Annotated in this window: 28 protein-coding genes and 3 pseudogenes; 8 read left to right on the top strand and 23 right to left on the bottom strand. The window is 43.3% G+C overall.

From position 1 onward, the window contains the following. Positions 1 to 31: 31 nt before the first annotated feature. The 3 genes and pseudogenes from OCV29_RS23675 to OCV29_RS15015 form a co-directional block, all read right to left on the bottom strand. Positions 32 to 897, bottom strand: a pseudogene (locus OCV29_RS23675) (queuosine precursor transporter). 180 nt (positions 898 to 1,077) lie between these two features. Beyond that, positions 1,078 to 1,251: a hypothetical protein gene (locus tag OCV29_RS15010; RefSeq protein ID WP_175561512.1), complete on the bottom strand. Its 174-nt coding sequence runs from the start codon at positions 1,249 to 1,251 to the stop codon at positions 1,078 to 1,080. Between the two features lie 179 nt (positions 1,252 to 1,430). Further along, positions 1,431 to 2,537 carry a S1 family peptidase gene (locus OCV29_RS15015; protein ID WP_073602659.1) on the bottom strand — a complete coding sequence of 369 codons (1,107 nt, stop codon included), beginning with the start codon at positions 2,535 to 2,537 and terminating at the stop codon, positions 1,431 to 1,433. 764 nt (positions 2,538 to 3,301) lie between these two features. Here OCV29_RS15015 and OCV29_RS15020 point away from each other — a divergent pair. The 5 genes from OCV29_RS15020 to OCV29_RS15040 all read left to right on the top strand — a co-directional run bounded on the left by OCV29_RS15020 (position 3,302) and on the right by OCV29_RS15040 (position 7,910). Beyond that, a complete protein-coding gene (locus tag OCV29_RS15020; RefSeq protein ID WP_073602661.1) occupies positions 3,302 to 3,709 on the top strand; it encodes a hypothetical protein in 408 nt (135 codons plus the stop codon). Positions 3,710 to 3,891: 182 nt separating this feature from the next. Further along, positions 3,892 to 4,404, top strand: coding sequence for an SLC5/6 family protein (locus OCV29_RS15025; RefSeq protein ID WP_073602662.1), 513 nt, complete (start codon positions 3,892 to 3,894; stop codon positions 4,402 to 4,404). A 122-nt stretch (positions 4,405 to 4,526) separates the two neighbouring features. Continuing rightward, positions 4,527 to 4,973, top strand: coding sequence for a hypothetical protein (locus tag OCV29_RS15030; protein WP_139281511.1), 447 nt, complete (start codon positions 4,527 to 4,529; stop codon positions 4,971 to 4,973). A 1,331-nt stretch (positions 4,974 to 6,304) separates the two neighbouring features. Beyond that, a complete protein-coding gene (locus OCV29_RS15035) occupies positions 6,305 to 7,228 on the top strand; it encodes a hypothetical protein (protein ID WP_073602666.1) in 924 nt (307 codons plus the stop codon). A 235-nt stretch (positions 7,229 to 7,463) separates the two neighbouring features. Further along, entirely contained in the window at positions 7,464 to 7,910 is a 447-nt protein-coding gene (locus tag OCV29_RS15040; protein ID WP_139281512.1) for a hypothetical protein, read from the top strand. A gap of 77 nt (positions 7,911 to 7,987) precedes the next feature. Here the strand turns inward: OCV29_RS15040 and OCV29_RS15045 are convergent, their stop codons facing one another. The 20 genes and pseudogenes from OCV29_RS15045 to OCV29_RS15135 form a co-directional block, all read right to left on the bottom strand. Beyond that, positions 7,988 to 8,470, bottom strand: coding sequence for a hypothetical protein (locus tag OCV29_RS15045; RefSeq protein WP_073602668.1), 483 nt, complete (start codon positions 8,468 to 8,470; stop codon positions 7,988 to 7,990). Then, complete coding sequence (locus tag OCV29_RS15050; protein ID WP_073602669.1) at positions 8,470 to 8,937, bottom strand: hypothetical protein; 468 nt, start codon at positions 8,935 to 8,937, stop codon at positions 8,470 to 8,472. The genes OCV29_RS15045 and OCV29_RS15050 overlap by 1 nt, the downstream gene beginning before the upstream one ends. A 116-nt stretch (positions 8,938 to 9,053) precedes the next feature. After that, positions 9,054 to 9,515, bottom strand: coding sequence for a hypothetical protein (locus OCV29_RS15055; protein ID WP_139281513.1), 462 nt, complete (start codon positions 9,513 to 9,515; stop codon positions 9,054 to 9,056). Positions 9,516 to 9,548: 33 nt separating this feature from the next. Next, positions 9,549 to 9,977, bottom strand: a complete 429-nt coding sequence (locus tag OCV29_RS15060) for a hypothetical protein (RefSeq protein WP_139281514.1) — start codon at positions 9,975 to 9,977, stop codon at positions 9,549 to 9,551. Between the two features lie 211 nt (positions 9,978 to 10,188). Further along, positions 10,189 to 11,043, bottom strand: a complete 855-nt coding sequence (locus OCV29_RS15065) for a peptidylprolyl isomerase (protein WP_073602672.1) — start codon at positions 11,041 to 11,043, stop codon at positions 10,189 to 10,191. Further along, positions 11,040 to 11,522 carry a nitrogen fixation protein NifZ gene (locus OCV29_RS15070; protein ID WP_073602673.1) on the bottom strand — a complete coding sequence of 161 codons (483 nt, stop codon included), beginning with the start codon at positions 11,520 to 11,522 and terminating at the stop codon, positions 11,040 to 11,042. The genes OCV29_RS15065 and OCV29_RS15070 overlap by 4 nt, the downstream gene beginning before the upstream one ends. A gap of 88 nt (positions 11,523 to 11,610) precedes the next feature. Next, positions 11,611 to 12,093 carry a nitrogenase-stabilizing/protective protein NifW gene (locus OCV29_RS15075; RefSeq protein ID WP_084193247.1) on the bottom strand — a complete coding sequence of 161 codons (483 nt, stop codon included), beginning with the start codon at positions 12,091 to 12,093 and terminating at the stop codon, positions 11,611 to 11,613. After that, the gene (gene nifV, locus OCV29_RS15080) at positions 12,071 to 13,246 is read right to left on the bottom strand and encodes a homocitrate synthase (RefSeq protein WP_245796775.1); all 1,176 of its coding nucleotides are present in this window, start codon (positions 13,244 to 13,246) and stop codon (positions 12,071 to 12,073) included. Before nifV ends, OCV29_RS15075 begins: the two co-directional genes overlap by 23 nt. 108 nt (positions 13,247 to 13,354) lie before the next feature. After that, positions 13,355 to 14,593: a cysteine desulfurase NifS gene (gene nifS / locus OCV29_RS15085; RefSeq protein ID WP_261887336.1), complete on the bottom strand. Its 1,239-nt coding sequence runs from the start codon at positions 14,591 to 14,593 to the stop codon at positions 13,355 to 13,357. Then, positions 14,583 to 15,485, bottom strand: coding sequence for a Fe-S cluster assembly protein NifU (gene nifU, locus OCV29_RS15090; protein ID WP_073602674.1), 903 nt, complete (start codon positions 15,483 to 15,485; stop codon positions 14,583 to 14,585). The genes nifS and nifU overlap by 11 nt, the downstream gene beginning before the upstream one ends. A 379-nt stretch (positions 15,486 to 15,864) precedes the next feature. After that, a complete protein-coding gene (fdxB, locus tag OCV29_RS15095; protein ID WP_073602675.1) occupies positions 15,865 to 16,155 on the bottom strand; it encodes a ferredoxin III, nif-specific in 291 nt (96 codons plus the stop codon). Between the two features lie 9 nt (positions 16,156 to 16,164). Then, positions 16,165 to 16,653 carry a NifB/NifX family molybdenum-iron cluster-binding protein gene (locus OCV29_RS15100; RefSeq protein ID WP_073602676.1) on the bottom strand — a complete coding sequence of 163 codons (489 nt, stop codon included), beginning with the start codon at positions 16,651 to 16,653 and terminating at the stop codon, positions 16,165 to 16,167. Next, on the bottom strand, positions 16,650 to 18,017 hold the full coding sequence (gene nifN, locus OCV29_RS15105; protein ID WP_073602677.1) for a nitrogenase iron-molybdenum cofactor biosynthesis protein NifN: 1,368 nt from the start codon (positions 18,015 to 18,017) through the stop codon (positions 16,650 to 16,652). The genes OCV29_RS15100 and nifN overlap by 4 nt, the downstream gene beginning before the upstream one ends. A gap of 13 nt (positions 18,018 to 18,030) precedes the next feature. Then, positions 18,031 to 19,485, bottom strand: a complete 1,455-nt coding sequence (gene nifE / locus OCV29_RS15110; protein ID WP_073602678.1) for a nitrogenase iron-molybdenum cofactor biosynthesis protein NifE — start codon at positions 19,483 to 19,485, stop codon at positions 18,031 to 18,033. A gap of 271 nt (positions 19,486 to 19,756) precedes the next feature. Next, positions 19,757 to 20,692: a 5-oxoprolinase subunit C family protein gene (locus OCV29_RS15115; protein WP_073602679.1), complete on the bottom strand. Its 936-nt coding sequence runs from the start codon at positions 20,690 to 20,692 to the stop codon at positions 19,757 to 19,759. Next, a complete protein-coding gene (pxpB, locus tag OCV29_RS15120) occupies positions 20,689 to 21,393 on the bottom strand; it encodes a 5-oxoprolinase subunit PxpB (RefSeq protein WP_073602680.1) in 705 nt (234 codons plus the stop codon). Before pxpB ends, OCV29_RS15115 begins: the two co-directional genes overlap by 4 nt. Next, entirely contained in the window at positions 21,390 to 22,121 is a 732-nt protein-coding gene (locus tag OCV29_RS15125) for a 5-oxoprolinase subunit PxpA (RefSeq protein ID WP_073602709.1), read from the bottom strand. Before OCV29_RS15125 ends, pxpB begins: the two co-directional genes overlap by 4 nt. 195 nt (positions 22,122 to 22,316) lie before the next feature. Continuing rightward, the gene (locus OCV29_RS15130) at positions 22,317 to 23,201 is read right to left on the bottom strand and encodes a HEPN domain-containing protein (protein ID WP_261887337.1); all 885 of its coding nucleotides are present in this window, start codon (positions 23,199 to 23,201) and stop codon (positions 22,317 to 22,319) included. A gap of 185 nt (positions 23,202 to 23,386) precedes the next feature. Then, positions 23,387 to 23,470: pseudogene (locus OCV29_RS23590) on the bottom strand (RidA family protein); the annotation flags it as partial. 178 nt (positions 23,471 to 23,648) lie between these two features. Next, complete coding sequence (locus tag OCV29_RS15135; RefSeq protein WP_073606215.1) at positions 23,649 to 24,089, bottom strand: GFA family protein; 441 nt, start codon at positions 24,087 to 24,089, stop codon at positions 23,649 to 23,651. Between the two features lie 406 nt (positions 24,090 to 24,495). Between OCV29_RS15135 and OCV29_RS15140 the strand changes: the two genes are divergently transcribed. The 3 genes and pseudogenes from OCV29_RS15140 to OCV29_RS15150 all read left to right on the top strand — a co-directional run bounded on the left by OCV29_RS15140 (position 24,496) and on the right by OCV29_RS15150 (position 25,480). Next, positions 24,496 to 24,780 (top strand): type II toxin-antitoxin system RelB/DinJ family antitoxin, encoded by a 285-nt coding sequence (locus OCV29_RS15140; RefSeq protein ID WP_073606214.1) that lies wholly within the window; start codon positions 24,496 to 24,498, stop codon positions 24,778 to 24,780. Further along, on the top strand, positions 24,777 to 25,055 hold the full coding sequence (locus tag OCV29_RS15145) for a type II toxin-antitoxin system RelE/ParE family toxin (protein WP_073606213.1): 279 nt from the start codon (positions 24,777 to 24,779) through the stop codon (positions 25,053 to 25,055). Before OCV29_RS15140 ends, OCV29_RS15145 begins: the two co-directional genes overlap by 4 nt. Before the next feature lie 151 nt (positions 25,056 to 25,206). Further along, positions 25,207 to 25,480 (top strand): annotated as a pseudogene (locus tag OCV29_RS15150) (type II toxin-antitoxin system TacA family antitoxin). Positions 25,481 to 25,559 lie beyond the last annotated feature (79 nt).

The following is a 25,559-nucleotide window of genomic DNA, read 5'->3' on the forward strand; positions in this document are numbered from 1 at the left end:
GCCTTCAGGCAGAACCGCTCTGATCAGCGCTTCAGGCTTTAAACAGGTTATTCTCTTCACTGTAATCAATCTCCCACCGGAAGGGTGAAAAATTGGTCTGGCTGTCGAGCATGTCACTTTGTTCAGCACGCTTAAACCAGAGAATTACCCGCTTGGTCACAATGGGGTACATGATGATTTCATACAATACCTTGGTACAGAAAGAGAACACCAGAAAATGCAGCATATCAATCATGGGCCAAACACCATAAAAGGCAATAAAACAGAATAACCCAACAGCAATCATTTCTGAAATGAATAGCGAACGAAAGATACGCTGAAATAAAAAGCCACGCTTCTTCACCTTAATCTTCTGAAACACATAGCTTGAAATCATAAACGAAATTACGAATGTAATAGCCGAAGCGATATAGGTTCGGATCATATTACCAAACACGATCTCATAGGATTCCTGCAGGTGCCAGAATTGAGAAGGAGGCAGAATCAGTACCAGCCAGATACAAAAGGGGAAAAAACCATGGAGAAAAATGCACTCCATACCACTCTGCGGGCATATTGAAATCCATAAACATCGGTAATGATATAATCAAAAATATAAGATAAGGGGTAAACAAACATACCACCGGTAATGGTAAATCCATTCAGTGAGACTAATTTACTCGATAATATATTACTGGTAATCATCACCATCACTAACATAACTGTCAGAGGAAGTATGTATTTATATTCCTGTTTCCTAATCGTGTAATTAATTTTTTCAAGGTCATAACAGCCTCTGGCACGGCCAGCAAAATAAGCTGACTTCCCATCTATTTTATTAAGAATATCCGGATTTTCATCAATCAACTCTTGTGTAAGACGAATTTTCTGTCCATTGACATCAATATATTTCTCCATGATTTATCTCTATTTATTGGTTACTAAATAAAAATATAGTGAATCCATATATTCATCAATAGAAAAATTAACTTTTATAATAAATGCCTTCAAATCTAGCTTTATTTTATCAGTTGAAACCTGTCGCTTCATGGTATCGGAGATACCAGTACACATCCTCCACAATCAGAACAATGCTCTTCAGTAATACCTGATGATGACCACCTTCTTTTTCTGGCGGCGATCTAATGCCCGTCCGGGATTTAAATTCAGCGCTTTAATTAATTGACCGATATCCCGGTAGGCGAGATAACCGGTTCCGGACACGGTGCTGTGGGAATATTTATCCACGTCCGGTTTTGAAAATTCAACCATATTATTATTTCATCCTGACATATAAAACTGACGTATATTTAAAGACATATTATATACCGATATAACCTGAAGATGCATTACTCAGGTCACCTGGGTATATTTATAAAAAGATGAGTAAGTACGGTTTTATTTTATCAATAGCCAGTCAGACACTGGCTATATTATTTACAGAAGGGTCATTACTGGGCAAAAATTAAATTCATTTTCAATTCATCTGCTTTTGAATGGCTGGTATAAACCTGAACAGAGATTGTATTTACATCCGGATCAACCAGATCAGGATTCACTTTCACATCGATCTCACAATCGCTGTTTTGATAAAGTGTCGAGAAACATGAATTACCGACAATAAATACCCCTTCCGGTGCTTCGATCCGGGTAATCTCAAACGGCTCCGAACCCAGGTTACGAACAGGTAATCTCAGTGCAGAATTAATATTTCTGGCGGTCAATCTTGTTTTTTGCGTAAAGCTGACCCCACTGGTAAATTTCCCCAGCCATCCATTGCCGGAAAAGTACCCCACATTGGTATATACACCATAAGCATCAGGCTGCGCGCAACCCGCGCCCCAGCTGACGATACCAAACTGTTTATAATGACCATTCACTTCACGAACCAGCGGGCCGCCACTGTCTCCCTGACAAGCATCTTTACCACCTTGTTTCAGGCCCACACACAATGAATCTTCACCGATACCGGCATAATTACCGCCCAACGCCTGACAGGTGCTTAAATCAACAAAAGGCATGGAGACATAGTTTAAAGTTTCCGGAAAGTCGCTGCCGGTCGCTGATTTATTTCCCCATCCGATCACGGTCATCGCATCCCCGGCGATAAGCGCACCGGCATCAGCCTGACTGGCCAGCGCAATACTGCTGGCATCAACGGTTTCTTCCAATTCGAGCACAGCAATATCGTTCGCGCTGTTACCATAGTCATCATGCGTATAGATGGCCTGAACGCCCACACGCCGGGCTTCAGTTTTTTCCTGACTCAAATGCGTGAGACCGATCGACACGTCGATCTCCCCGGCTTTTAATCCTTCAACACAGTGCGCCGCCGTTAACACGTAACGCCCGCCGATAAAGCTCCCGCCACAAAACTGGCTCATAGCTGCACTCGTGTCTTTCATCACCAGCGCAGTCATAAAGGGCCACTGGCTGGTGGATGACTCCGAGCCATTGACGATCCTTGCAACTTCAGAATGAATATTGCCAGCGGATGCCGTCTGTGTCGCTGCCAGAATACTGCCAGCCAGTATGGAAATGGTTCGTTTGATTCTCATATAAAGTTACTCTTTTATGCATTTGGTTTTATATAAAATAATCTGAACGAAAGCATTCCGTCAATATCCGGCACAGCACGCGCTTCTATTGATAATTCTATGATGTAACGCATACAAAACTTTTGGGGTGAGTATCAATTTACGACGTCAATTCATAAGGAAATGATAGACATAAAACTTGTTGATAAATAAAATAGGACCATTTTCCAAAATATGAGACACAAGTCATATAGCACACATCACCATTAATAGTGAAAAACAAGGCATGATTTCCAGCGGTTATAACACAAAAGATTCAATGGGCAACAAATATCAGGAAACTCATGCGGATGAGATTACTGTATTGGCTTGCAACCAAATGATTGCAGAAGGTGCACAACAACATAGCTATCTGAACGAAACTCCTTAAAGATATAACAAGTCAACATGAAAAACATTTATATATATATCAGTTTTTTATTATTAACTTTCTGCAATAACTCTTTCAGTGCATTATCTGATCATACATTTTTATTCATTAACCCAGTAGTCAGTGTAAAGTCTTATATCGCTGACACAACCAAAGTTAATTACTTACAAGACCAGATTACCGCTCCATGGAATATGAATGTCCATGTAAAAAAGAAGAACGATAAAAAAGTTGTTAATAGCTGTCAATCCACATTACAGGCTTATACTCAAGTTTTTTTCCGGTCAGGCAATCAGAGTTCAGTGCTTACCAATATTCTTACATTCAATGTCGCGCCATTGATCTAGTCACTAAAATGACACAACCAAAAATATCTTATATACAAGAATTCATTCTGGATAAAAATTCAGTTCAGTTGTTTCCGGCTTCTGTAGGAGAAGTCATTTCAAATGATGATCAACGACGTATTGATAAGAATCCAGACATGACATTTGGAGAATTCACCCAAATAAAAAACTTTGCAAAACAGGATAAATACTCAGTCAGTATTGAGGATAATAGTGGTGGAATCCAATATATGACAATCTTAGCCAAGGGTGATTTTAATGGTGATCAAGTAGAAGATTTATTACTGAGTGTAAACAATCAGGTTAAGGAAGGAACATATAATACATATAATTTATACGTATTAACAAAGACTACTCAAAATGGATTATGGAAAATTATAAATTCATATCCAAAAAAATACAAAAATCTAAGATAGAAGAATAATTACTCTCTTATTTTTTTCATTCACTGTCTACTAATACTTAGTTAATCAGAATTATTAAATATTATCGATGATTATTTTGATTTAACTAACAAATTAGCAAATAAATTAGATAAAACAGAAAGTAACATGATTAATGACTTTAATAACTCTATAAGTAATGAAGTAAACAAGCAATGGATACAACAGATAAAAAGGATTTCTTGGTGAATTCCAACAAGTTAATCCGAGTGAAAAGTGAGGTATCTCTAACTAAAAGAGTACTTGGCTCTTTATTTTTTTTGAGTCTTGCAATGATATCACTCATTATATTTTGCTATACATTATATCACTTAATTGAGTCTATGATTAATCATCAGCCTGTTATTGTATTTAGTCAATCTCCAATGTATTTTCTGGGTTGTATACCTGTAATGTTTATTGGTTTCTTTGTTGTATTATTTTCAAACAAAATTAATTTTAGTTCAAAAGTTTTTTCTATAAAAATTGCTGGATTCTTCTTGGTAATATCATTCATATTTCCTCAGATTATGGATTATATTGTCAGCTCTTATATTAAGGACAATCATTACTTATACTGCAAAAAAGCTTCAGAACATAGAGCCAGATACTCAAAAAAAATATATACAATTGATAAGCAGGTTTGTGAATCTGAAATTGAAAAAAGGATAAAAAGAATCGAAGGATAACAATTTATCATTTTTATTAATTTAAAATGTGAATATGAGTAAAAGGTGATTATAGGCATGAATAGTTCTGTTAATGAACAAACAAGTAAACAATGGACTTATCAAATTTGGAATAAGTTTTAGTGAACAATAAAAACTCAGACTACTTTACAATCCGGCGAGTAAAGCCATTAGTTATTTTAGGCGTTTTAATTTTAGGTTCTTCAGCTTTATTTATTCCAAATTTTTTTGAGTTAATCAATGGAATGCAAACAATGAACCCAATCATTGAACTTGAAGATGGTTTAATGCATTTATTGGGGTGTATCATTGCACTTTCATGCTTATTTATAATCACATTATTACCTGAAAAAAAAGCCCAAAGCGCTAAGAGTTTTTTAATGGCTGGCTCTATTGCTGGCATTATATTGATCTTTATCTTTCCAGGTATAATGAAATTTCAAGTAGATGAGTTTATAGATAAAAATCATTATCTATATTGTAAAAGAGCATCCTATCACTCAGGTAAATATGATAGTTATGTCTATACATCTAATGAAGAAATATGTAGCTCTTTATCTAAAAAATAAATTAATAATACCATTAAAAATAGCTATTTATTAAGGTGGTGTTCAAATTTCTGTGTCATTTCAATATAACAGAAAAATTGCTACAAAAGATGAGCGATGAAGAAATAAGAAGAGAAGCAATGGAGTCAATCAATGATAAAATAAACCAGCAGTGGATCCCTCAAATCAGAGGTATATGCTGGTGAATAATAAAAACACACAAATAGAAATAACTCTAACAAAAAGGATAGCAACGATAATTTTATCTGGTGCGATGTCGATTAGTAGCCTAGTTTATTTTTTTACAGTTTTTATGATCTTATCTACTCTATGAATACTCACTTGCCCGCTATTTATTTTAATAAATCGCCAATGATATTTTTAGGATGTGGGTTATTTGTCTTCGCGTTATTTTTGATGTCTCTTTTTACAAACCATCTTAATTTAATATTCATGTCAATTATAAGAGTTATGTTTCTTGTTGGTTTTATAATGATATTTGCATTTCCTTATATTATGAATGTATATGTAGAAGATTTTATGAGTGATAATAATTACATTTATTGCTCAGATGCATCTACTCACCGAGGTAAATTCATTGAATACGTTTATACTCGTGATACGCTCACATGTAAGACTGAAGCTGACAAAAAACGTAGAGAATATAAGCCATATTAGAAAGTAAATTAAATTTTACCATGGATCTTATAATCTAAAATAAAACATGTTAAAAACACAACCAAGCTACAAAATTATAATTTCATACCTACTTGAAATAATTCTGCTATCATTTTTCAATGGCTTTATATTTCTCGGGCTATTCATATCTTTCATTTACGACACTCTTCTAAAAAACAATCAGACAGGATCAATTTTTATTCCTGTAATGACCAGTATACTGACCTTGATTTATTTATCGTTTCACCGATATAGAAAATATAAAAATGAAGGAATATGGTTATTAAAAAATGATACATTACACCAAGGTGATACGATCAATTTTTCAATTGAATTAAACAAAATACAAGCACTGATCACTTGTCGACCTTCGAAGAAAATGACCAATTATATCGGTCGAAAAGGAAATAACATTGGAGCATACAATTTTATAGAAGATGGAAGACTTATCATAAAAATTGATTCTCATACATATTTACCTTTATATCTCCATGAGTATAAAAATGGTAAATTAATCATGGATACATTAGTTCAGTCATTTCAACCGAAGTTAATTGAAAACTATCAATTTAATCTGGAAGAGTGTCATAACTTAACGATGAAAAATAGAAATAAATTAGTTAGAACTAATTAGTAACTGTTCACATATGAAAAAACAGTAAAAACGATTAATTATGGAACATCTACTTTTTTGGCCAGTATCAATATTTTTATTTTTCTTTATACATAATATGAGAAAGTTAAATTTTTCAAACTGGTTTTTAGAGTGCATATATATCGTAACCCTTATTCAATTAGGTTCAACATATTACATCATATTTAAAGATGATGGAGATGTTGTCTTTTTATTACAGCATGTTTATACAATAAAAAGTGACCTGATTAAATTAGTTTCAATATTAATGCCTTTTTATATTGTATTTTGGGGATTGCTAGGTATTAAAAACACAGAGAAACACAACAAAAAAATCCCATCTCCCTCCCTGCTTAATCAAAAAGTATTAAAGACCAAAATACAGCCAAAAAATTTATTAATACAATGTATTATATCTGTACCTCTATTCATTATTTTTATCTTTATTCTACATTTCCTCTCTTTAATAATCGGTAAATCTTCATTATTGAATGAATTCTACGATGATAAGATTACATATATCTATACTTATTTTATATTTTGTCCATTTTATTTTTACCTATATTACAATCACCATAAAAAAACAGAAAAGTGGCGATTAGATGAAAAGCAACTCTCTTGTGGGAAACCTGTTATCTTTTCAGTTAAACTTGATGACATAGATACAATTATTGTTGGCACACCTGTTAAAAAATTATCAGATAATATATTGTTCAGACTATATAGTAAAAAGAATAGTAAAACATTTTCTACACGTATAGATGGAAGTATTATAATTAAGTTAAAAAACAAAAAATATATTAATCTGAATATATCTCATTTATATGGTGGAGGTGATATTATTCAAAAAATTCTCCATATCAAATTCGATAAAGTTAATGATAATTATCAATTCAGCACAGAAGAAAGACGTTTATTTGGTTCTCGAAAGAGAAACCGTCTGCTTTCTTTAAAATCTGAATGATATAATGTTAATTGAATCATACCAATGAGTATTGAGACTCTTGTAGCAGGGTGAAGGGATTTTCAACTTGCCACAAGGATACATCTCATATCTTATATATCCTGACTAAAACAAAAGAGAATGGAGACTGTACTGTACTGTACTGTACTGTACTGTACTGGGAGAATACCCTGAACAATAAGTTAATATGTATGAAAAAAGCAATAAATGAGCTTATCAAATTGAGAAAATTTTAGTGAACAATAAAAACTCAGACTACTTTACAATCCGGCGAGTAAAGCCATTAGTTATTTTAGGCGTTTTAATTTTAGGTTCTGCAGCTTTATTTATTCCAAATTTTTTTGAGTTAATCAATGGAATGCAAACAATGAACCCAGTCATTGAACTTGAAGATGGTTTAATGCATTTATTGGGGTGTATCATTGCACTTTCATGCTTATTTATAATCACATTATTAACTAAAAAAAAAGCCCAAAGCGCAAAGAGTTTTTTAATGGCTGGCTCTATTGCTGGCATTATATTGATCTTTATCTTTCCGCGTATAATGAAATTTCAAGTAGATAAGTTTATAGATAAAAATCATTATCTATATTGTAAAAGAGCATCCTATCACTCAGGTAAATATGATAGTTATGTCTATACATCTAATGAAGAAATATGTCGCTCTTTATCGAAAAAATAAATTAATAATATCTTTAAAAAATACTTTTGAATTTCCATGTAATTCCGAACACCTGCTTGGTTTTAGTTCGGATTCTATTACCCCTTGTTTTTCATCTTCGCAGTTTCAATCTGGCAGATATCAGTCGTTTTTGTATACACCGTCGTCCAGTATTTTCCTTCATGGTCAGAGATGGCTTCACAATAAATGTAATGGTTTTCTTCCACAAAATGATCGACCCAAAACATCATGAGATAGGGGGAAATCAATGCAATTAAAAGCCCGTAAAACGCGACTTGAACAGAAAAAAACAGCATTTTTGGGGATACTTTTTCTGCAAAAAGGATAAGCATAAAAAATGAAAAACATGATAGCCCTAAACCACCAACACTAATATATCCTTTACTGAATTGAATAACAGGCTGAAATGTCTGCATTCCATAAATCAATTCATATAAATACGTTGAACATGAATGAAATCCAATGAATGTCATACCACCAAGGAATAATACAGCCGGTATTTTATATCTAAGTGGCATCCTTCTATCCTGAATGCTGTTATGATTATCTTCACCCTTCATCAGCCTTTATTTCCTCTAACCTTCGCAGTTTCAATTTGGCAGATATCAATCGTTTTTGTATACACCGTCGTCCAGTATTTTCCTTCATGGTCAGAGATGGCTTCACAATAAGTGTAATGGTTTTCTTCCACAAAATGATCGACCCAGAACATCATTAAATAGGGGGAGATGATTGAAATTAAAAGACCATAAAACATAACCTGAAATGAAAAAAACAGCATTTTTGGGGATATTTTTTCTGCAAAAAGAACAAGCATAAAAGATGAAAAACATGATAATCCTAAACCACCAACACTAATGTCGCCTTTACTAAATTGAATAATTGGTTGAAATGAAACCATTCCATCAATTAAGTTATAGATATATTTTGGAAATGAAAACAGGCAAACCAATGTCAAACCACCAAATAAAAGAATACCTGAAGATTTATATTTCAGTGGTAATTTACCTCTTTCTTTTTTATTCACCAAATAACCCTCACTTTTGCTCCACCAGTCCGGATTTTTCCGATTTCCTCATTTATATTTGAGTGGCATCTATCTATCCTGAATACTGTCCTGATTATCTACACGCCTCATTAGCATTAATTATTTTTCACTTTCTCAGTTTCAATCTGGCAGATATCAGTCGTTTTTGTATACACCGTCGTCCAGTATTTTCCTTCATGATCAGAGATGGGTTCACAATAATTGTAATGATTTTCTTCCACAAAATGATCAACCCAAAACATCACTAAATAGGGAGAGATAAGTGCAATTAAAAGGCCATAAAAAGCCACACTAAACAGGCAGATGAAAACCTTTGGTGACATTTTTTCGCAAAAAATAATCATGATAAAACCAGCAATGCATGACAGCATAAAACCACCTTCACTGATTTCTTTTTTGCTAAAATGAATGACTGGCTGTAAAGTATTCATTCCGTGAATCAATTGATAAATATTGTTCGGGAATGAATACAGGCAGCTAAGCGACAGGCCACCAAAGACGACAATAGCAAATATTTTATACTTCAGTGGCATTTTTACTTTGTCTTGCTTACTCACCACTTAGTCCTCTGATGTTTAAATACCCATTGCCTATTGTTCATCATGCTCACGCTTACGCTCAATTAGCCCAATGCAGGTATCTATATCTGAAGTATAAACAGAATGTCTGTATCGAGCTGAGTGAGTAGAAACCACTTCACAGTAAACATAATGATTATTACTCATAAAATTATCGACAAAAAAACCAATAATATGAGGAAATATAAACATCACCACAAGACTGGAAATTAAAGCTCGATTTAAGAGTGACTCAATGACAGGAGGCATTTTCTTATGAAAAATTGACAGCAAAAAGAGTATCAGAGTTCCCAGACCCGCGCCTGCAAAGTACATCAATGACTGACTAAATTCTATGACAGAACTGTGATCAATCATTTCCTTAATCAGGCGATAAAAACTAATGGAAAATACGGAAATAGTAAAAACACAACAACATCCAAATAAAATGACACCAATCATTCTGTATTTCATTGAAGTTGTTTTTTTTATGCAATTGAAAAGTGGCCCTATTCTATTTATCAATATGTTTCATGTCTATCCTTTACTTATCAAACAATACGTTAAATAGATATCCACCCCAAATTTTTTGCATCTGTTACATAATAAAATTATCAACAATCATTTAGACGAATTTTTAAATTGCATGTAATGAAGCGAAACAAACCACCACTCACACACATTCAGATGCATGGCTTTGCAACTGCAAAATCCACTGACGCTGTAAGAACGCTTTGGCCCGGAGATGGTGCTTCTCCTGTAAGAATGGGAATGCCTCTTCAAAGCTCGCCTGCCCTGCGGCCCGGTTCTGATGATATGTGACCAGATGGAAGCCCATTTCGGTTTCGACCGGCGGGCTGATTTCCTGTGGGTTTAACCGGTGTAACGCTTCAGAGACCGGCCGGTAGAGATCCCCTTCTTTACACCAGCCCAGATAGCCCTGATTCATCGCGCTTGGGCATTCCGAGTAACGCTGCGCCAGCTGAGCGAATGACTTTGGCCGGGCTCTGGCAGCAATATCACGGATGCGCCTGAGGGCATTGCTCCGGGTATTCTCTGCAAAATCATCATTGACCGTAATTAAAATCTGGCTCATTTCCCAGGTCGCCGGTTTTGAGAATTCCTGCTGATGTTGCTGGTAATAAAGTCTGGCTTTGGTGACATCCAGCGGAGGAATATCAGAAGAAACCGCATCCAGTACCTTGTCACACATCAGTTGATCGCAAAGCGCCTGACGAAACCCTTCCTGACTCAACAGCTGAGATTTCATCGTCTGATGAAATGCAGCTTCCGACTCAAATTGATCCACACATGCCTGATACGCCTGCGCCAGTTCATCAGGACCAACCGGCGTTACCTGAGCGGCGGCGGCCGATGTCAGAATCAGCTGCTGGATGTCAAACATCCGGCAGGCTTTTTCTTCTGCTTCAGCCCGCTGAACCGATGACAGATATTCCGGGTTCAGCTGATACAGGTCCGTCGCAACTTTTGCCATTAAATAACGCTTTTTCTGTTCGTTCCTGTTCATCCCTGTTGCTCCTGTGAAACCGCTGCCGGTGTAAGTTGCGCAAACACACTGGCATCGAGCTGAAACCGCAAATCACTCAGCGTGATTTCATATTTTAATGTGCCATCCTCCAGATCACGGTAGGCGCGCTGAATCTCTACAATCTGGCCTTTTTCGGCCAGCACCTCACCATTCATCGCCAGCGTCCGGGTGAGCTTTGCTTTATCCAGTGAATGAAAATATCGTGGCACCCAGTCCAGACGGGCTGCAATCAACTCTTCATCCCGGATACCAATCACCTGATTCACCTCCGGAAAAAACACCTGATAAATCACCTGAGTTTGCAGAAAAAAGCCATAAGTTCTGACGATACCGACACAACCGGCTTCGATCAGAACCTCTCCTTTTTCCATGCCGGGAAAACTCCCGTCATTACGGACAGTGCGGATCACCCTGACTTCTTCTCCGGCATCAAATCTTGCCGTGAACACGCTTTCCATCTCCCGCCTCCTTATTCTGTGCTGACACGATTCTCTGCAATTACTATTCTCTGCAACCACTCTGCTCTGCAATCACTCTGCGCTACAATCACGATGCTGTGCAATCACTGCTACAGCTCTGGCAGCCACTGGCTTCAAAAGCCAGCTCCCGGCCCTGTGTCAGTTGGCTGTAAGCCATACACAAGGCGCGTCTATGCTGATCGTAGCCAGGCTTCGCCTCACCCGCAGGCAAGAGCTTCTGGTACATTCTGAGCAACTGGATGTGTTTGATCTGAACCAGCCGGGTGTCATACGCAATCTCAAAAAAATCGAGAAAATCTTCCGCTGTTTCCAGTCCGTCCATTGCCGCAAGTCTATCGGCATCCACAACGCTGCTATTGTGGCTATTGTGGCGACTGTCCCCATTAACGCTGCTATTGTGGCGACTGTCCCCATTAAAATCGTCCTGATTCACAGACGAATTAACGCGACTGTCCCGATTAAAACCACCCTGACTCACTGACAAATTAACGCGACTGTCCCCATTAAAATCGCCCGACGAATGATCGCTATCCTGCATATTGATAGTCATGAATCCCTCCGGTCATTGTTAAATCAATCAGCGACATCAGATCATCGTTCCCCGGCACGCATTTACAGGTCTCAGACCAGTCGCGGAGTGCTTCACGAATCTCTTCGCACTGAGCACGGGTCAGGGAAATTCCCAGCTGACGGTACACGGCATCAATGGCATGAATCCCGGAATGTTTACCCAGCACCAGATGATGCTTGCGGCCAATCAGTGATGGCGGAAAGCTTTGATAGTTATTGATGTCTTTCAGAAGTCCGTCGATATGGACACCGGATTCATGGGTAAATGCGTAGTCCCCCACGATGGCCTTCTGGGGCGATAAAGTCCGCCCGGAGACAATATGTAAGTAACGACACAGTGCGGGCAGTCTGGCCAGATCAATGTCACTCTGCGGTTTGTTTAACACATTTAATGCCACCGCGACTTCTTCCAGCGCCGCATTCCCTGCCCTTTCACCCAGCCCGGTGACGGTTGTATTGACGCTGTAAGCACCGGCATCCACGGCTGCCAGTGTATTCGCGGTCGCCAGTCCCAAATCGTTATGGGCATGCATTTCAATCTGCAAATCGGTCCGCTGTCTGAGATCTGAGATTTTATGATATGTCGATACAGGGTCCAGCACGCCCAGCGTATCAGCAAACCGGACACGACGGGCGCCCGCTTCACCGGCAATATCCACCACCCGGTGCAGCAGCTCATCCTCTGCCCGTGACGCATCTTCCATCCCTACACACACCGATAAACCGGCATCAACCGCCCGGCGGATATTCTCCAGACAAAGGCTCAGCAACTTTTTCACCGGAATATTCAGCTTGTTTTTCAGTTGCTGCACAGAAACCGGCACAGATAAATCCACCCAGTCCAGCCCCAGCCCGCAGGCTGAACGAATATCTTCGTGCGTCATCCGGCACCATGCCATGGTGCTGGCCTGCCGGAGCGAACCGGTGATCTCCCTGATCGTCGCCCGCTCTTTTTCACCCATTGCAGGAATGCCGATCTCCAGCTCCGGCACGCCGGCGGATTCCAGCATTAATGCAATGTGGACTTTTTCTCCGGTTGAAAACCCCACGCCGGGACTTTGTTCGCCATCGCGCAGGGTCGTGTCATTGATGACGACACCGGGCGTCTGCATTTCTCCTGTCACAAAAGCCATACGCACTCCTTTTGCTCTGGCCGCGTCATTTTCTGTTTTCCCTGACCTGCTATCTTCCCTGGCCTGATGTTTCCTCTGGCCTGATATTTTCCCTGATCAGATCAGAAATCAGGCATAACTTGGCGAGAAAATCTCGGCCGAGCCGGTATTCTTCTCGTTATCCCAGTAAGGAGACAAGGTTCTTAACCGCGCCACAATCTCCGGCAGAGTCTCCAGTACATAATCAATGTCTTCATCTTTGGTAAACCGGGACAGTGAGAAACGTAACGTGCCATGCGCTGCCGTGAAGGGTATCTGCATCGCTTTCATCACGCGGGAAGGTTCAAGTGAGCCCGATGTACAGGCAGAGCCGGAAGATGCCGCAATACCCGCCTGATTCATCAGCAGCAACAGCGCTTCACCCTCCACATATTCAACCGCAATATTGGTCGTGTTCGGCACCCTTTTCGCCGGGTTGCCGGTAATAAATGTATTGGGAATTCGTGCCAACAGTCCCTGTTCAAGACGATCCCGCATCAGCTGAATCCTGTACGTGTCTTTCTCCAGTGCGTCATACGCCAGCTCTGCCGCTTTGCCCAGCGCAACCACAGAGGCCGCATTTTCAGTCCCGGCGCGGCGCCCGCGCTCCTGATGCCCGCCCCGGAGCAGTGGCCGGAAACGCGTACCGCGTTTCACATACAGCGCTCCCACACCTTTGGGCGCATGAAATTTATGCCCGGAGATGGACAGCATATCAATATCGGTTGGTTTCACATCAATCGCATATTTACCCGCCACCTGCACCGCATCAACATGGAACTGTGCCCCGGCTTTTTTCGCCATCCGTGCCAGCCGGCGAATCGGAAACAGTGTGCCGGTTTCATTGTTTGCCCACATCATGGAGACAATCGCCGTATTGTCACTCAGTGCCGCCCGGTACTCGTCCATATTCAGCCGTCCTTTCTTATCGACGCTGATCCAGTGAATTTTGTAGCCTTTGCGTTCCAGATGCTGGCAGAGCTGAAGCGTTGCCGGATGTTCAACCTGAGAAGTAATAATCTCTTTCTTATCAGGAAAGGCCTCCACCGCAGATAAAATTGCGGTCGTATTTGCTTCCGTTGCACAGGAGGTAAAAATGACTTCACTGGAATACTGCGCGCCGATCAGCATTTGTACCTGCTCGCGGGCAATTTCCATCGCCTGGCCGACTCTGGCTCCCAGTTTATGAATTGAAGACGGATTGCCGTAATACTCCGACAGAAAAGGCATCATACATTCCAGCACACGCGGATCAATCCGGGTGGTGGCATTATTATCGAGATAAACCATTTTGGTGACTCCTTTCGGCGCTGCAGAATTAAACATCATAAGTCGCCTCCTTTTTGTGCGCCGTGTGCGCATCCTGAACCGGGAAAACAGTAACAGATTCACCCAGAGCCGCTGACACCTTGTGCTCCACATTCGCCAGTGTCAGTCCGGCCAGACCGCAACCGGTACAGGCACCGGTCAGTGAGACAAACACGACATTCTCTTCAATATCGACCAGTTGAATATCACCGCCGTCAGCCATAACTGCCGGACGCACTTCTGCAATCACGGCTTCAACAATCTGCCAGACCCCTTCACCAACAGCCTGATCGGTTTCCGGCTTAATAGCGACAGCCGCCGCAGGCTGTGATTTTTCCGCGTCTTCCTGCGCAAAATAATCTTCCAGCACCCATTCAATTTTTTCATGGCAGGAAGTACAGGCACCACCGGCTTTGGTATAGTTGATCACTTCTTCCAGCGTGGTTAAACCATTGGCTTTCACCACCCGTTTGATCATCAGATCATCAATGGCAAAGCACTTACAAATCAGTTCACCTTCTTCATGATCGTCTTCGACAATTTCTCCGCGATAATCCGCCACCGCAGCCTGAAGGGCTTCCATCCCCATCACCGAGCAGTGCATTTTTTCCGGTGGCAGCCCATCGAGAAACTCAGCAATATCCTGATTGGTGACAGACAAAGCCTCATCGACCGTTTTTCCGATAATCATTTCGGTCAGCGCGGATGAAGAAGCAATGGCACTGCCGCAACCAAAGGTTTGAAATCCGGCATCTTCAATGACCTCGGAATCCGGGTTAATTTTCAGGGTAAGACTTAACGCATCACCACAACTGATTGAACCAACATCCCCTTTCGCATTCGCCTGATCGACAAGCTTTGCATTTCTCGGATGAAAAAAATGTTCTTTAACCTTCTCTGAATAATCCCACATAAGTGCTCCTTACCCTGTGCTGACCAACGCTTCTGAACTGAAAGCTTCCGTGTCGGTTGTTCCGGATTTTCAGCCGAATCACATTCCGGCATCTGATGATTACATCTCTGATTTCACCGCGTTCCTGACAAAATAAACCGTTCTGAACCATAAAACGCGCAAAGTGTAACAATGTTGTTAAATTCCGTTGCAATTGTTAAACCAGAAATAAATGTGAGGTAAGTCGTTGATTTGAATGAAATGGAGAGGCGGGTTTACCGGCTACTGTGCACAAAAGCCGACATTTTGTCGGCTTTATTACAATAAACTTTGTTGCATATATGACGACCTCCAACAGCAGATTAAAAGACAGGATGGCATGACACCATCCTGAGTGAAATTATGCGGCAACCGGTGCAAATGACTGACAATTTTTAGGACAGACCTTACTACAGGCCATGCAACCAATACAGTCACCGGCATTCTCGATCGTCATGACCATCATCATTTCATCTTCATCATAATAATCATCGTCTTCATCAATATCTTCTTTTTCAACCAGATTGAACACATCCCGCGCGCAGACTTTGTAACATCGTCCACAGCCAATGCAGTCGTCCTGGCTGATTTCCTGTATAAATTGTGGTTCCCACTCTGTACCGCTCCGGGTCAGGCCCTTGATATTACCCATATTGCTTCCTTACCATTCTTCATCAATGAGTTGAGAAAGTCTTTGTGCTTTCTTCAACCCGGATTCATCTTCCTGTGCTTTTCGCTTCATTGCCCGTGCTAACCAACCGCCCGGTTCCCCACTGAGTTCATCCCGAACCGTCACCAGCAGATCATGAATTTCACGGCCTTCAGTCACTTTGACCGGATGAATATTTTTCTCCAGCAACTGGCGGATCGCCGATGCACCACAAGCGTTACAGAAAACGGCAGCGCAGCCGGTCAAATCCGAAATCCGTGTTGGCAGTTTATTGTGTGTGTCCGCAGAGAGATCTGCGTATTCAATCGCTTCCAGCAAGTGCCATTCCTGCGCATTGACCCCGTAAACCAGCATGCTCTTACAGCTGCCAAAGTGTTGGTCCACACTTTGACGGTCATGGGTGGCAAAGGCGACTTTTACCGTGAAGTCTTCTTCTGCCGGGCGGGGCTCAACGTGCAGCTTTCTTTCACTGATTTTCATGCCGCCCCCTGATGCACCACATCCTCAGCACTGAAGCGATATCGGCTGATATGTGGCTTCACTTCATCTGTGTGATGGCGCAGCAGCAAATTAGCCAACGCAAACAGCCGCTCCCGGCAACCTTCATAACCCAGCTGTCTGATATCCATATTGCCGAACTGATCAAAACAGGGATAGCCCGCACGGAGCACCGGATAATCCGGCTCAGTGATTTGCGCAGCATGGGTATTACTAATCAATAACTTTGCTTCACTGCCCGGCATATCAATCTGTGATAAGTCTCCGACCTGAACCGCAAGTGCCGGCAGCGTTTTCAGTACCGGCGCATCAATGGTGGTGACCACCTGAACCACCTGCGCGCCGACACTATCAAGCAACTGACAATAACCGGCGGCTAAATCAGGCTCCAGTCCAATCACAAAGCGTTCATTGCTCAGTAAGAAATGGCTGTCAATCATTGCATCCTGCAGGCGCTTTCTCGCCCGGCTGATCCATGCAGGTACAGGCAGTCCGCTCAGTTCAGACAGTGCCATGATCAGCTGATCAGTCTGCGCTATTGTCATTCCCATTCCAGACTGGAGATACGGGATATCAAACCGGGCCTGAAGCCATTTGGCCGTTGGTTCAAACGACGGGCCAATCACCAGAGTCAGGTCACTTTCTGACATCATTTCGACTTCAAGTACCGAGGTGCCGCCGGTGCTGGTCGGGGCGTAATCCTCACCGGCCAGATGACCATCCAGAGACTGAGACAAATCAGGAATAAACACCGCATCCAGCTCAAATGCTTCGATATACCGGCGCAGCGTTTCCACATCCGCCGCCGTACATCCGACGGAACACAAAACGTTCACCTGCTTTCTTTGCCGGTCACGTTTCACCGGTGGTGCCACTAACTGGCGGATAATCGCATCCGCGGCCTGCACATAACCGGTTTGCATCGAGCCGGTAAAGTCCGGCGTATGAATGGAGACAATCCGGGTCGCCTCAAATTGCGGATGTTGCTTTTTAAAAGTTGCAATCACCCGGTAAATATCCGAGCCCTGCATTTCTGTCAGGCCCGTCGTCATCACGGCAATCATATCCGGTGATTGTTTCTCACACAGCAGGTGCAACGCATCATTTAAGTTCTCATCGCCCCCCATCACCGCAGAGACCTGATCAATGGCGGTATTTTGCAGCGGAATCGGTTCACGCAGGTGTTGAATCAGATAAATTTTGGTAAAGGCCCCGCAGCCCTGAGAGCCGTGCATCAGCGGAATCGTGCGCTGAAAACCAAGGCTGGCTAAGGTTGCTCCTGTGGCCGGGCTGGTTTTCAAAGGCTGGGTCACCAGTGGGGAATTCTGTTTTTTAACGGTCACCATAAGCGGCTCTCCTTTATGCTTGATCCGGAAGAATACGGTGCTGAGCATTGTGCGGTATCAGGTCGATCGCCGGTGTGACCGGAGATGAACCATTCCCGTCCCAGGGCGCCGGACTTCTGGCAGCCTGCCAGACCGGGCTGTTGATCGTGCGGCACAGCTCTTCGGCCAGCGTTACCATACCGCGATAACCGGCATAAGCGTGTTCCCGCTCCTGATTAATATCGAGAAACGGCAAACGTGCTTTGAGCGCCGTATACATATTCCGGCCCCCCGCAATCATGACATCAGCATGATGCTGATAGTAAGTATCCAGCAGCAGCCTTGCGCCACCTTCATCCAGCATCAGCGCGTCTTCACCCATGATTTCAATAATGCGATTTTTATCTGACTGGGTAGATTTACGGGTGCCGGTCGCCACCACTTCAATGCCCAGTTCTTGTAAAGCGGTGATCACCGACCAGGATTTCACCCCGCCGGTATAAAGCAGCGCTTTTTTACCACTCAGTTTTTCTTTATAAGGGGCCAGCAGCTGACGGGTTTTCGCTTCTTCCTGCTCAATCAGTGCTTCTGTCTCTTCGGTCAGTTTCGGGTCATTTAATAACCGGGCAAAAGAGCGCAACGCCAGTGACGTGTCTTCAATCCCGTAGAAGCTGCCTTCAAACCACGGCACCTGCCATTTTTCTTCCAGTTTGCGGGCGACATTAATCTGCGCCCGTGAGCACACCACCATCGCCGCATCTGCCCGGTGAATGGTCTGAATCTGGTGGAACTGCGTATCACCGGCCATGCAGCACAGCACCCGCAGCCCGAGCGCTTCAAACAGCGGCGAGACATGCCAGAACTCTCCGGCAATGTTGTATTCACCAATCAACACAATATCGTGCACCCGGCGCGACGGATCATGTGCCATCACTGGCTTTTCAGGCGGCTCAGCAGTACCGGCAACCTTTTCGACCATCACATTTCCGGCAATCCGGTTACCGAGGTTTTTATTCCCGTAGAACCCTGCCGCGTCCACCGCTATCACCGGAATCTGCCATTTTTCTTGTGCCAACGCACAAATCGCTTCAATATCGTTGCCTTCCAGCGCAGGCACACAGGTCATGTAGACAAACACTGCCGGTGGCTGATAGTCCGTAATCAACTGTTTGATCGCATGGAGCAGACGCTTCTCCGCCCGCCCCATAATCACATCCTGCTCATTCAAATCAGTGGTAAAACCGTAACGGAATAAGTTTCTGCCGGTCGCCCGCGTGCCGCGGTTGTTCCAGCTGTTTCCGGCACAGGCAATCGGGCCATGCACAATGTGGCCGACATCGGCAATCGGCAACAGGCTGATCTGTGCACCATCAAAACAACATCCGCCCGCAGTGGCACCGGGCGTCGCTTTGCTGCAACCGGATTTACTGCCGCTGTTATGTTCACAGGCGGGTTCGTCCTGCAAAAGTTTAATTTCTGACTGTTTCATGGCACCTCCGGTGTTTGATCTGTTCATTCCGTTTGAACAAGCATTATTATCAGACACAAGTTGCAAAGAATAAGCCACAGGTAATAGACTGATATTAAAGAAAATTATTTTTATCAGTGTGAGATTGTCGGGAAATTGTCGGGAATGTGACAATTGAAAGCAGGGCAGGCAGAATATCCGGACACCGGACATTCAGAGAAGATGGGGCATTTCTGTCGCTTCACATCATGCGGCACCCAAAAGGCACATATCAGCGACAGATAAAAACAGGCTACAGAGAAAAATAGCGCAGAAAGCGACAGTAAGCTTGCGTTTCGCGTTCGATCTCTCCCCGGTAAAAATGGATCAGGCTGCCCGGTCTGGCCTGAGCCAGTTTCATCAGGCTCATTTTTGAGACACAGCCGATTTTGGGATATCCGCCTAATGTCTGCCGATCATTAAGCAGAATAATCGGCTGGCCGTTGGCCGGAAACTGAACCGCACCAAAGGCAATCCCTTCGGAGATCACCCCACCCGCTGAGGCATTGACCGGCTGCCCCGATAAGCGAATCCCCATCCGGTCTGACTTATCGGTGATTCGGTAAGGTTTGGCATAAAACTGCTGCTTCGCCTCCCGGCTGAATGTGTCTTCCTGACAAGATTCAATCACAGATAAACACAGTTCATCCGGATAGCGGGGAATGAATTGCCTTGGCACCCACTGCGAAGCGTCGGCAGACAGTGTCTTGCGACTCTGACCACCAGCCACCGGTAAAATATCGCCTTTTTGCAGCGCGCCACCATTCAGCCCGCCCAGCTGATTGCGCACCACGGTCGCACAACTCCCAAACACTGGCGACACATCAAACCCGCCTGCAACAGCTAAATAAGCCCGGAAACCAGACCTTGCGAAACCCAGTTGCAGGGTCTGTCCTTTTCTGAGTAAAAAGCTGCGCCAGACTGCCAGTGGCTGACCGTCGATCGCAGGAGCCGTATCTGCACCGGTCAGAGACAAAACCATATCGTCACACGCAACAAAGGCTGCATTTCCCATGGTGATTTCGATCACCGGTGCATCCGCGGTGTTTCCTGCCAGCCGGTTGGCCCAGCAGTGTGCATGCAGGTCCACAGGCCCGCCTGCACTTAATCCGTGGCGGGCGACGCCAAAACGCCCCAAATCCTGAATCAGGCTGAGCATGCCGGCAGAGGTGACTTGTAATCCGCTCATAAGCTCCCTCCTGACGCCAGAAATGCTTCTCTGGTCATCGGCTGAAAACGGATTTTATCGCCGACTTCAAACGGCATCATCGGCTCATGCGTCATGTTAAACAGCTCAACCGGACAGTTACCGATAATTTGCCAGCCACCGGGGGTATCCAGCGGGTAAACGGCGGTCTGGCTGTCCGCAATACCCACGCTCCCTTTTGCCACTTTCATTCTTGGCTCGGCATGGCGCGGCATCGTAATGCGGGGATCGACCGACCCGAGAAACGCAAACCCCGGCGCAAAGCCAATCGCGCATACGGTATATTCCGTCTGGCTGTGTATCTCTATCACTTCATCAACCGTCAACTGGCGGGCTTGCGCCAGCGCTTGTAGATCCGGCGCGACTTCCGGGTGGTAGTAAACCGGCAGGGAAACCACCTTAGCGGCAGAACTCACTTCAGACAAAGTTAAAACCTGTTCCGCCTGCTGCTGACACCAGTGAACCAGCTGATCCGGGTCAGCTTTCAGTGGATGGTACGCAATGAAAACCGACGTATAAGAAGGGATAACTTCTTCGAGCGCCCCCTGAAATTGCTGTTGAACTGCGTGAGTAAAGACCGCGATTTTATCAACTAACCGGGTATCGATGGTCTCTCCGAAGTAAACCATCAGGCTGTTTTCGCAAACCCGTGAAACTTTTATTTTCTTTGATTCTGTTTTCATTGATCAACCACTTGACGCAGCAAATGAACGGTCTGCACCGATTCCTGATTGTCACCATGAACACAAACCGTATCAGCTTTCATGCGCAGTTCCGTGCCATCAATCGAGATGACACTGCCGTGCATGACCAGTTGTTTCAGCTGTCCGATAATCTGTTCCGGGTCATGATAAACCGCACCGGGCAGGCTTCGGGGGGTCAGCGAGCCTTCGCTGGTATAAGCTCTGTCAGCAAAGGCTTCAAATAACAGGGAAACGCCTGCTTCGTCGGCAATGGCCTGATAGGCAGAATTATCAACTTTTGCCAGAATCATTAAAGGCACGCCAAATCCGGCCTGCGCCATTCCCTGAATAATCGCCCGATAGACAGCTTCATCACGCATCATATCCATATACAGCGCGCCGTGAGGCTTGACGTATTCGACGGTTGCACCGTACAACCGACACATCCCCATCATGGCACCCACCTGATAGACCACAAGATTGGAGATCTCACTACTGGTATGAGGAATGGAGCGGCGGCCAAAGCCTTTTTTGTCATCATAGCCCGGATGCGCCCCAATCGTGACGCCATGTTTGACCGCGCTTTGAATGGTTTTTGCCATCACATCCGGGTCTGATGCATGGAAGCCACAAGCGATATTTGCCATATCAATAAACGGCATCACCGCTTCGTCCATCCCGGCAACCCAACTGCCGTAGCTTTCTCCCAAATCACAATTCAACTTCATCATCATGCTCTCTGCCATCGTCCGTGATTAAAAATACACCACAAAATACAATCTGAATGCAAATAAATTACTTTCATTTGCGGTAATCCATCCAACGCTATTCGGGACGCACTGCGTTGCGAATTGGAAAGTGAGATGACATAAAGAAAGTGAGATAACATCAATGAACCGCGACTTCATCTGAAACAACCCGGTTTATTGGCTGATAGCCAGTCTCCCCAAACAAACCCGCTCAACCAAGGCTTTCAGCTTTTCCACTTCCCCGGCCAGATAAGTCAGCTCTTCTTTGGTGATCTCGTAATGCATGGAATAGCGGGCATCAATATACGCCCGTTGCAGACGGCGGAAACTGCGGCGACGGAATTTATCATCCATCGGGAAAATATTGGCAAATGCCAGATCCTGATCCACACAATACTTTTGCAGCTTTTCGATATTATGGGTTTTTGGCAGGTAGTTGGTGAAAACAAGTAAAGTACAAGCGTAAAAGCGTTCCGCTGATTGATGGAGTAAAAAAGCTGCTATGGATAGCTCGTCTTCAGAAATTGAAAACTGGTAGTTACGAAAGAAACCTTGTGCCGATTTAAACCATTGATCAAAATGCCCTTGCGCAATTTTCCGGCGCTCTTCCTTAGTTAAATTACCCGGTTCGGCCAGTGGTTTTTTATTGGCATCGAACAGTAAAATGCCCTGCTCGCGGATATCTTTGAAAAAATAGTGACCTTTTTGCAGCTGCTCATTCACTTCGTTTAGCGTGTGCACAATCAGCCCCAGCGGTGCACTTCTGATTTTCCGCTCGATCTGCTCTTCTGCCTTGCGCCAGACGATATCTTCATCCACCAGCGCATCTTTATTTACAATCACCAGAATATCGTAGTCACTGACATAACCGTTCGGAATATCACTCACCCAACCACCTTTGGCATGGCTGCCGAACAGAATGATTTTATGAATCTGAAACCCGGTTTTACTCCCTTGCTTTCCGACGAGATATTCATCCAGCGTATTGCGGAGAATCGCTGAAATCTGCGCAAGCTCCTGCTGCTTTTTTTCCGGAAGATGGTCAAGGGATGTTTTCATAGATTCGGGGGAAAAGTCGCTGGTGAACAATGGGTTTAGTTTGGCCGGAGTGAAATCAAATGTCTATGATTTTTGTGCAACGATAAAATAAAGCGCCAGCTGCAAGTCCCGTCTGTATTCGCACGCTCCCGCGTGGGAGTAGATAGGATGTTTTGGATTCAGACGACTGAGCCCATCAGTCATCACGAAGTCGCCACCGTCCAAACTAAGTCTTTATAAGCAGAGGACTTATTCCGGCCCTGATAAATGCCTCTCTTTCTTTCAATCATTTCTCCCTGAACGGCTTACCACTCGTAGCCATTCACGTAACCGTTTGAGATATATTTATTCGATCACCCGATAGTAACAAGTGTGGCACGCTTATGAGTTTGGTTGATCCAAGCAGCTTCTGGTGTTCATGCCCCAGCCCCTTTTCGCAACAGAAAAAACGTCAGCTGGAGTGACTTGTTATGTTTTTTTTGCACTATTTCGACCTTCTTCATATTGAGGTAAATTATCTGTTACTTGATACCAATTTGCTCCATAATTTGTGAATATATGAGCATCAGGTTTTTGCTGAATTTCAGAATCTATTGTTCCCAGTGAGAACTCAACATATTCACCGCTATCATTGGACGGAACGAAGACAAGACTCGATCCACAATTACTACAGAATAACCTTTTTGTTCCATTAGCAGCCAAATATTCTTTAATTAATTCTTCGCCGCTCAACCAATTAAAATTTGATTTTTTCGCTTCCCCGAATGTAGCAAATGCCGCGCCATGAAATTTTCTACACATATTACAGTGGCAATGAGCCATTTTTTCTTCAATATGCGACACAGAATATTTTACCGATCCGCACAAGCAGGAACCAAAGTACTTAGAACTATCTTCCTTTCTACTCATTCATTACCACCTTTAGTCATTAGAGAACATAACGCCTGGCGCAGCAGCACCTAACCATTGCACCAGCGAGTATTTGGATTTCCCTGCTATTTTCCACCATAGCTCCTTTTTACTGTTTAACATTTTATTAGTGCACACTGCTCCTGTCTTAAAATTATACAAATTACTAAATTTAAATATGACTGTATACCCATACACTGTTAGTCGATTTCTGGTAAGGCCAAATATAGGCAAATAGATAAAGGCATAGTCAGGACAGAGGTTTAGTCAGGACAGGCACTTTTTCACTAAAATCCACGCACAGCAGAAATGCCACGCATGCCGAATCACGCTTCAATTTTCTGTGAGTTGCCCATCTCAAAGGCCAGTGCTAACATTTGTACACACACCAACAAAGGAAAACATCATGGACACCAGAATTCAATTTCGTGTTGATGAAGAAACAAAACGTCTGGCTCAACAAATGGCTGAGAGTCAGGGTCGCACACTGAGTGATGCTTGCCGTGAGCTGACTGAGCAACTCGCTGAGCAGCAAAGAAAAACATTATCTCACGATGCATGGCTCACTGAACAAGTCAACCTGGCATTTGAGAAGTTAGACTCCGGAAAAGCGGTTTTCACTGAACACCAAACGGCTAAATCCCGAATGGAAGCGCGCAAAGCCAGAATCCGTAACCGAGGTAAGCAATGATTTTATGGGAAGAAGAGTCACTGAATGATCGCGAAAAGATCTTTGAGTTTCTCTATGACTTCAACCCTGATGCAGCAGAGAAAACTGACAACCTCATTGAAGAAAAAGCAGAAAACCTGACCGGGCAGCCTCTCATGGGCGTACAGCGAGATGGCATTCGTGGACGCTTACTCATTATTCCTGAAATTTCGATGATCATTTCCTATTGTGTCGAAGGCGATATCATCCGAATTATGCGTGTGCTCCACCAGAAACAAAAATTCCCTATGGATTGATACGCCTCTGGGAAACAAGCACTTTCAACCTCAACCAAAAAGCCAGCTTGCGTGCCAGAGTGACACAACGATTGCTTACCGGACACTTTATGACCATGGTACCCATGTGACGATACCCATGTGACATTTTGACACAACAGGAAATAACATTATGGCGACTAATTTACCTTGCATCACCGCCAGAGTTGATGTCGACACCCAAGACTTACTGACTAAAGCTGATACAATTGCTGGCATATCCAGTATTAATTCATTTGTTCTCAGTGCTGCAATTGAAAAAAGCAAAACAAGTCATCGAGCGTGAGCAAGCTTTAAAACTGAGCCAGGCTGATGCGATGTTGCTCATGGAAGCTTTAGACCGTCCTGCAACACCGAACGCAAAACTAAAAGTCACCTCTGACCGATACGAGTTCAAAGATCAGTGATGAATACGGTACTTTTAGAGAAAGTGAAACACGATGGAAACCGGTTCAACTGTAGCATCGAAGCGCTCAATCATTACTA

The organism is Vibrio aerogenes, assembly GCF_024346755.1.
Lineage (GTDB): Bacteria > Pseudomonadota > Gammaproteobacteria > Enterobacterales > Vibrionaceae > Vibrio > Vibrio aerogenes.

Bases quoted from the DNA above. Each gene is read 5' to 3' on its own strand.
- OCV29_RS15010 (WP_175561512.1), bottom strand. From the start codon at position 1,251: ATGGTTGAATTTTCAAAACCGGACGTGGATAAATATTCCCACAGCACC.
- OCV29_RS15015 (WP_073602659.1), bottom strand. From the start codon at position 2,537: ATGAGAATCAAACGAACCATTTCCATACTGGCTGGCAGTATTCTGGCA.
- OCV29_RS15020 (WP_073602661.1), top strand. From the start codon at position 3,302: ATGACACAACCAAAAATATCTTATATACAAGAATTCATTCTGGATAAA.
- OCV29_RS15025 (WP_073602662.1), top strand. From the start codon at position 3,892: ATGGATACAACAGATAAAAAGGATTTCTTGGTGAATTCCAACAAGTTA.
- OCV29_RS15035 (WP_073602666.1), top strand. From the start codon at position 6,305: ATGGAACATCTACTTTTTTGGCCAGTATCAATATTTTTATTTTTCTTT.
- OCV29_RS15045 (WP_073602668.1), bottom strand. From the start codon at position 8,470: ATGAAGGGTGAAGATAATCATAACAGCATTCAGGATAGAAGGATGCCA.
- OCV29_RS15060 (WP_139281514.1), bottom strand. From the start codon at position 9,977: ATGATTGGTGTCATTTTATTTGGATGTTGTTGTGTTTTTACTATTTCC.
- OCV29_RS15065 (WP_073602672.1), bottom strand. From the start codon at position 11,043: ATGAACAGGAACGAACAGAAAAAGCGTTATTTAATGGCAAAAGTTGCG.
- OCV29_RS15070 (WP_073602673.1), bottom strand. From the start codon at position 11,522: ATGGAAAGCGTGTTCACGGCAAGATTTGATGCCGGAGAAGAAGTCAGG.
- OCV29_RS15075 (WP_084193247.1), bottom strand. From the start codon at position 12,093: ATGACTATCAATATGCAGGATAGCGATCATTCGTCGGGCGATTTTAAT.
- nifV (WP_245796775.1), bottom strand. From the start codon at position 13,246: ATGGCTTTTGTGACAGGAGAAATGCAGACGCCCGGTGTCGTCATCAAT.
- nifS (WP_261887336.1), bottom strand. From the start codon at position 14,593: ATGATGTTTAATTCTGCAGCGCCGAAAGGAGTCACCAAAATGGTTTAT.
- nifU (WP_073602674.1), bottom strand. From the start codon at position 15,485: ATGTGGGATTATTCAGAGAAGGTTAAAGAACATTTTTTTCATCCGAGA.
- fdxB (WP_073602675.1), bottom strand. From the start codon at position 16,155: ATGGGTAATATCAAGGGCCTGACCCGGAGCGGTACAGAGTGGGAACCA.
- OCV29_RS15100 (WP_073602676.1), bottom strand. From the start codon at position 16,653: ATGAAAATCAGTGAAAGAAAGCTGCACGTTGAGCCCCGCCCGGCAGAA.
- nifN (WP_073602677.1), bottom strand. From the start codon at position 18,017: ATGGTGACCGTTAAAAAACAGAATTCCCCACTGGTGACCCAGCCTTTG.
- nifE (WP_073602678.1), bottom strand. From the start codon at position 19,485: ATGAAACAGTCAGAAATTAAACTTTTGCAGGACGAACCCGCCTGTGAA.
- OCV29_RS15115 (WP_073602679.1), bottom strand. From the start codon at position 20,692: ATGAGCGGATTACAAGTCACCTCTGCCGGCATGCTCAGCCTGATTCAG.
- pxpB (WP_073602680.1), bottom strand. From the start codon at position 21,393: ATGAAAACAGAATCAAAGAAAATAAAAGTTTCACGGGTTTGCGAAAAC.
- OCV29_RS15125 (WP_073602709.1), bottom strand. From the start codon at position 22,121: ATGAAGTTGAATTGTGATTTGGGAGAAAGCTACGGCAGTTGGGTTGCC.
- OCV29_RS15130 (WP_261887337.1), bottom strand. From the start codon at position 23,201: ATGAAAACATCCCTTGACCATCTTCCGGAAAAAAAGCAGCAGGAGCTT.
- OCV29_RS15135 (WP_073606215.1), bottom strand. From the start codon at position 24,089: ATGAGTAGAAAGGAAGATAGTTCTAAGTACTTTGGTTCCTGCTTGTGC.
- OCV29_RS15140 (WP_073606214.1), top strand. From the start codon at position 24,496: ATGGACACCAGAATTCAATTTCGTGTTGATGAAGAAACAAAACGTCTG.
- OCV29_RS15145 (WP_073606213.1), top strand. From the start codon at position 24,777: ATGATTTTATGGGAAGAAGAGTCACTGAATGATCGCGAAAAGATCTTT.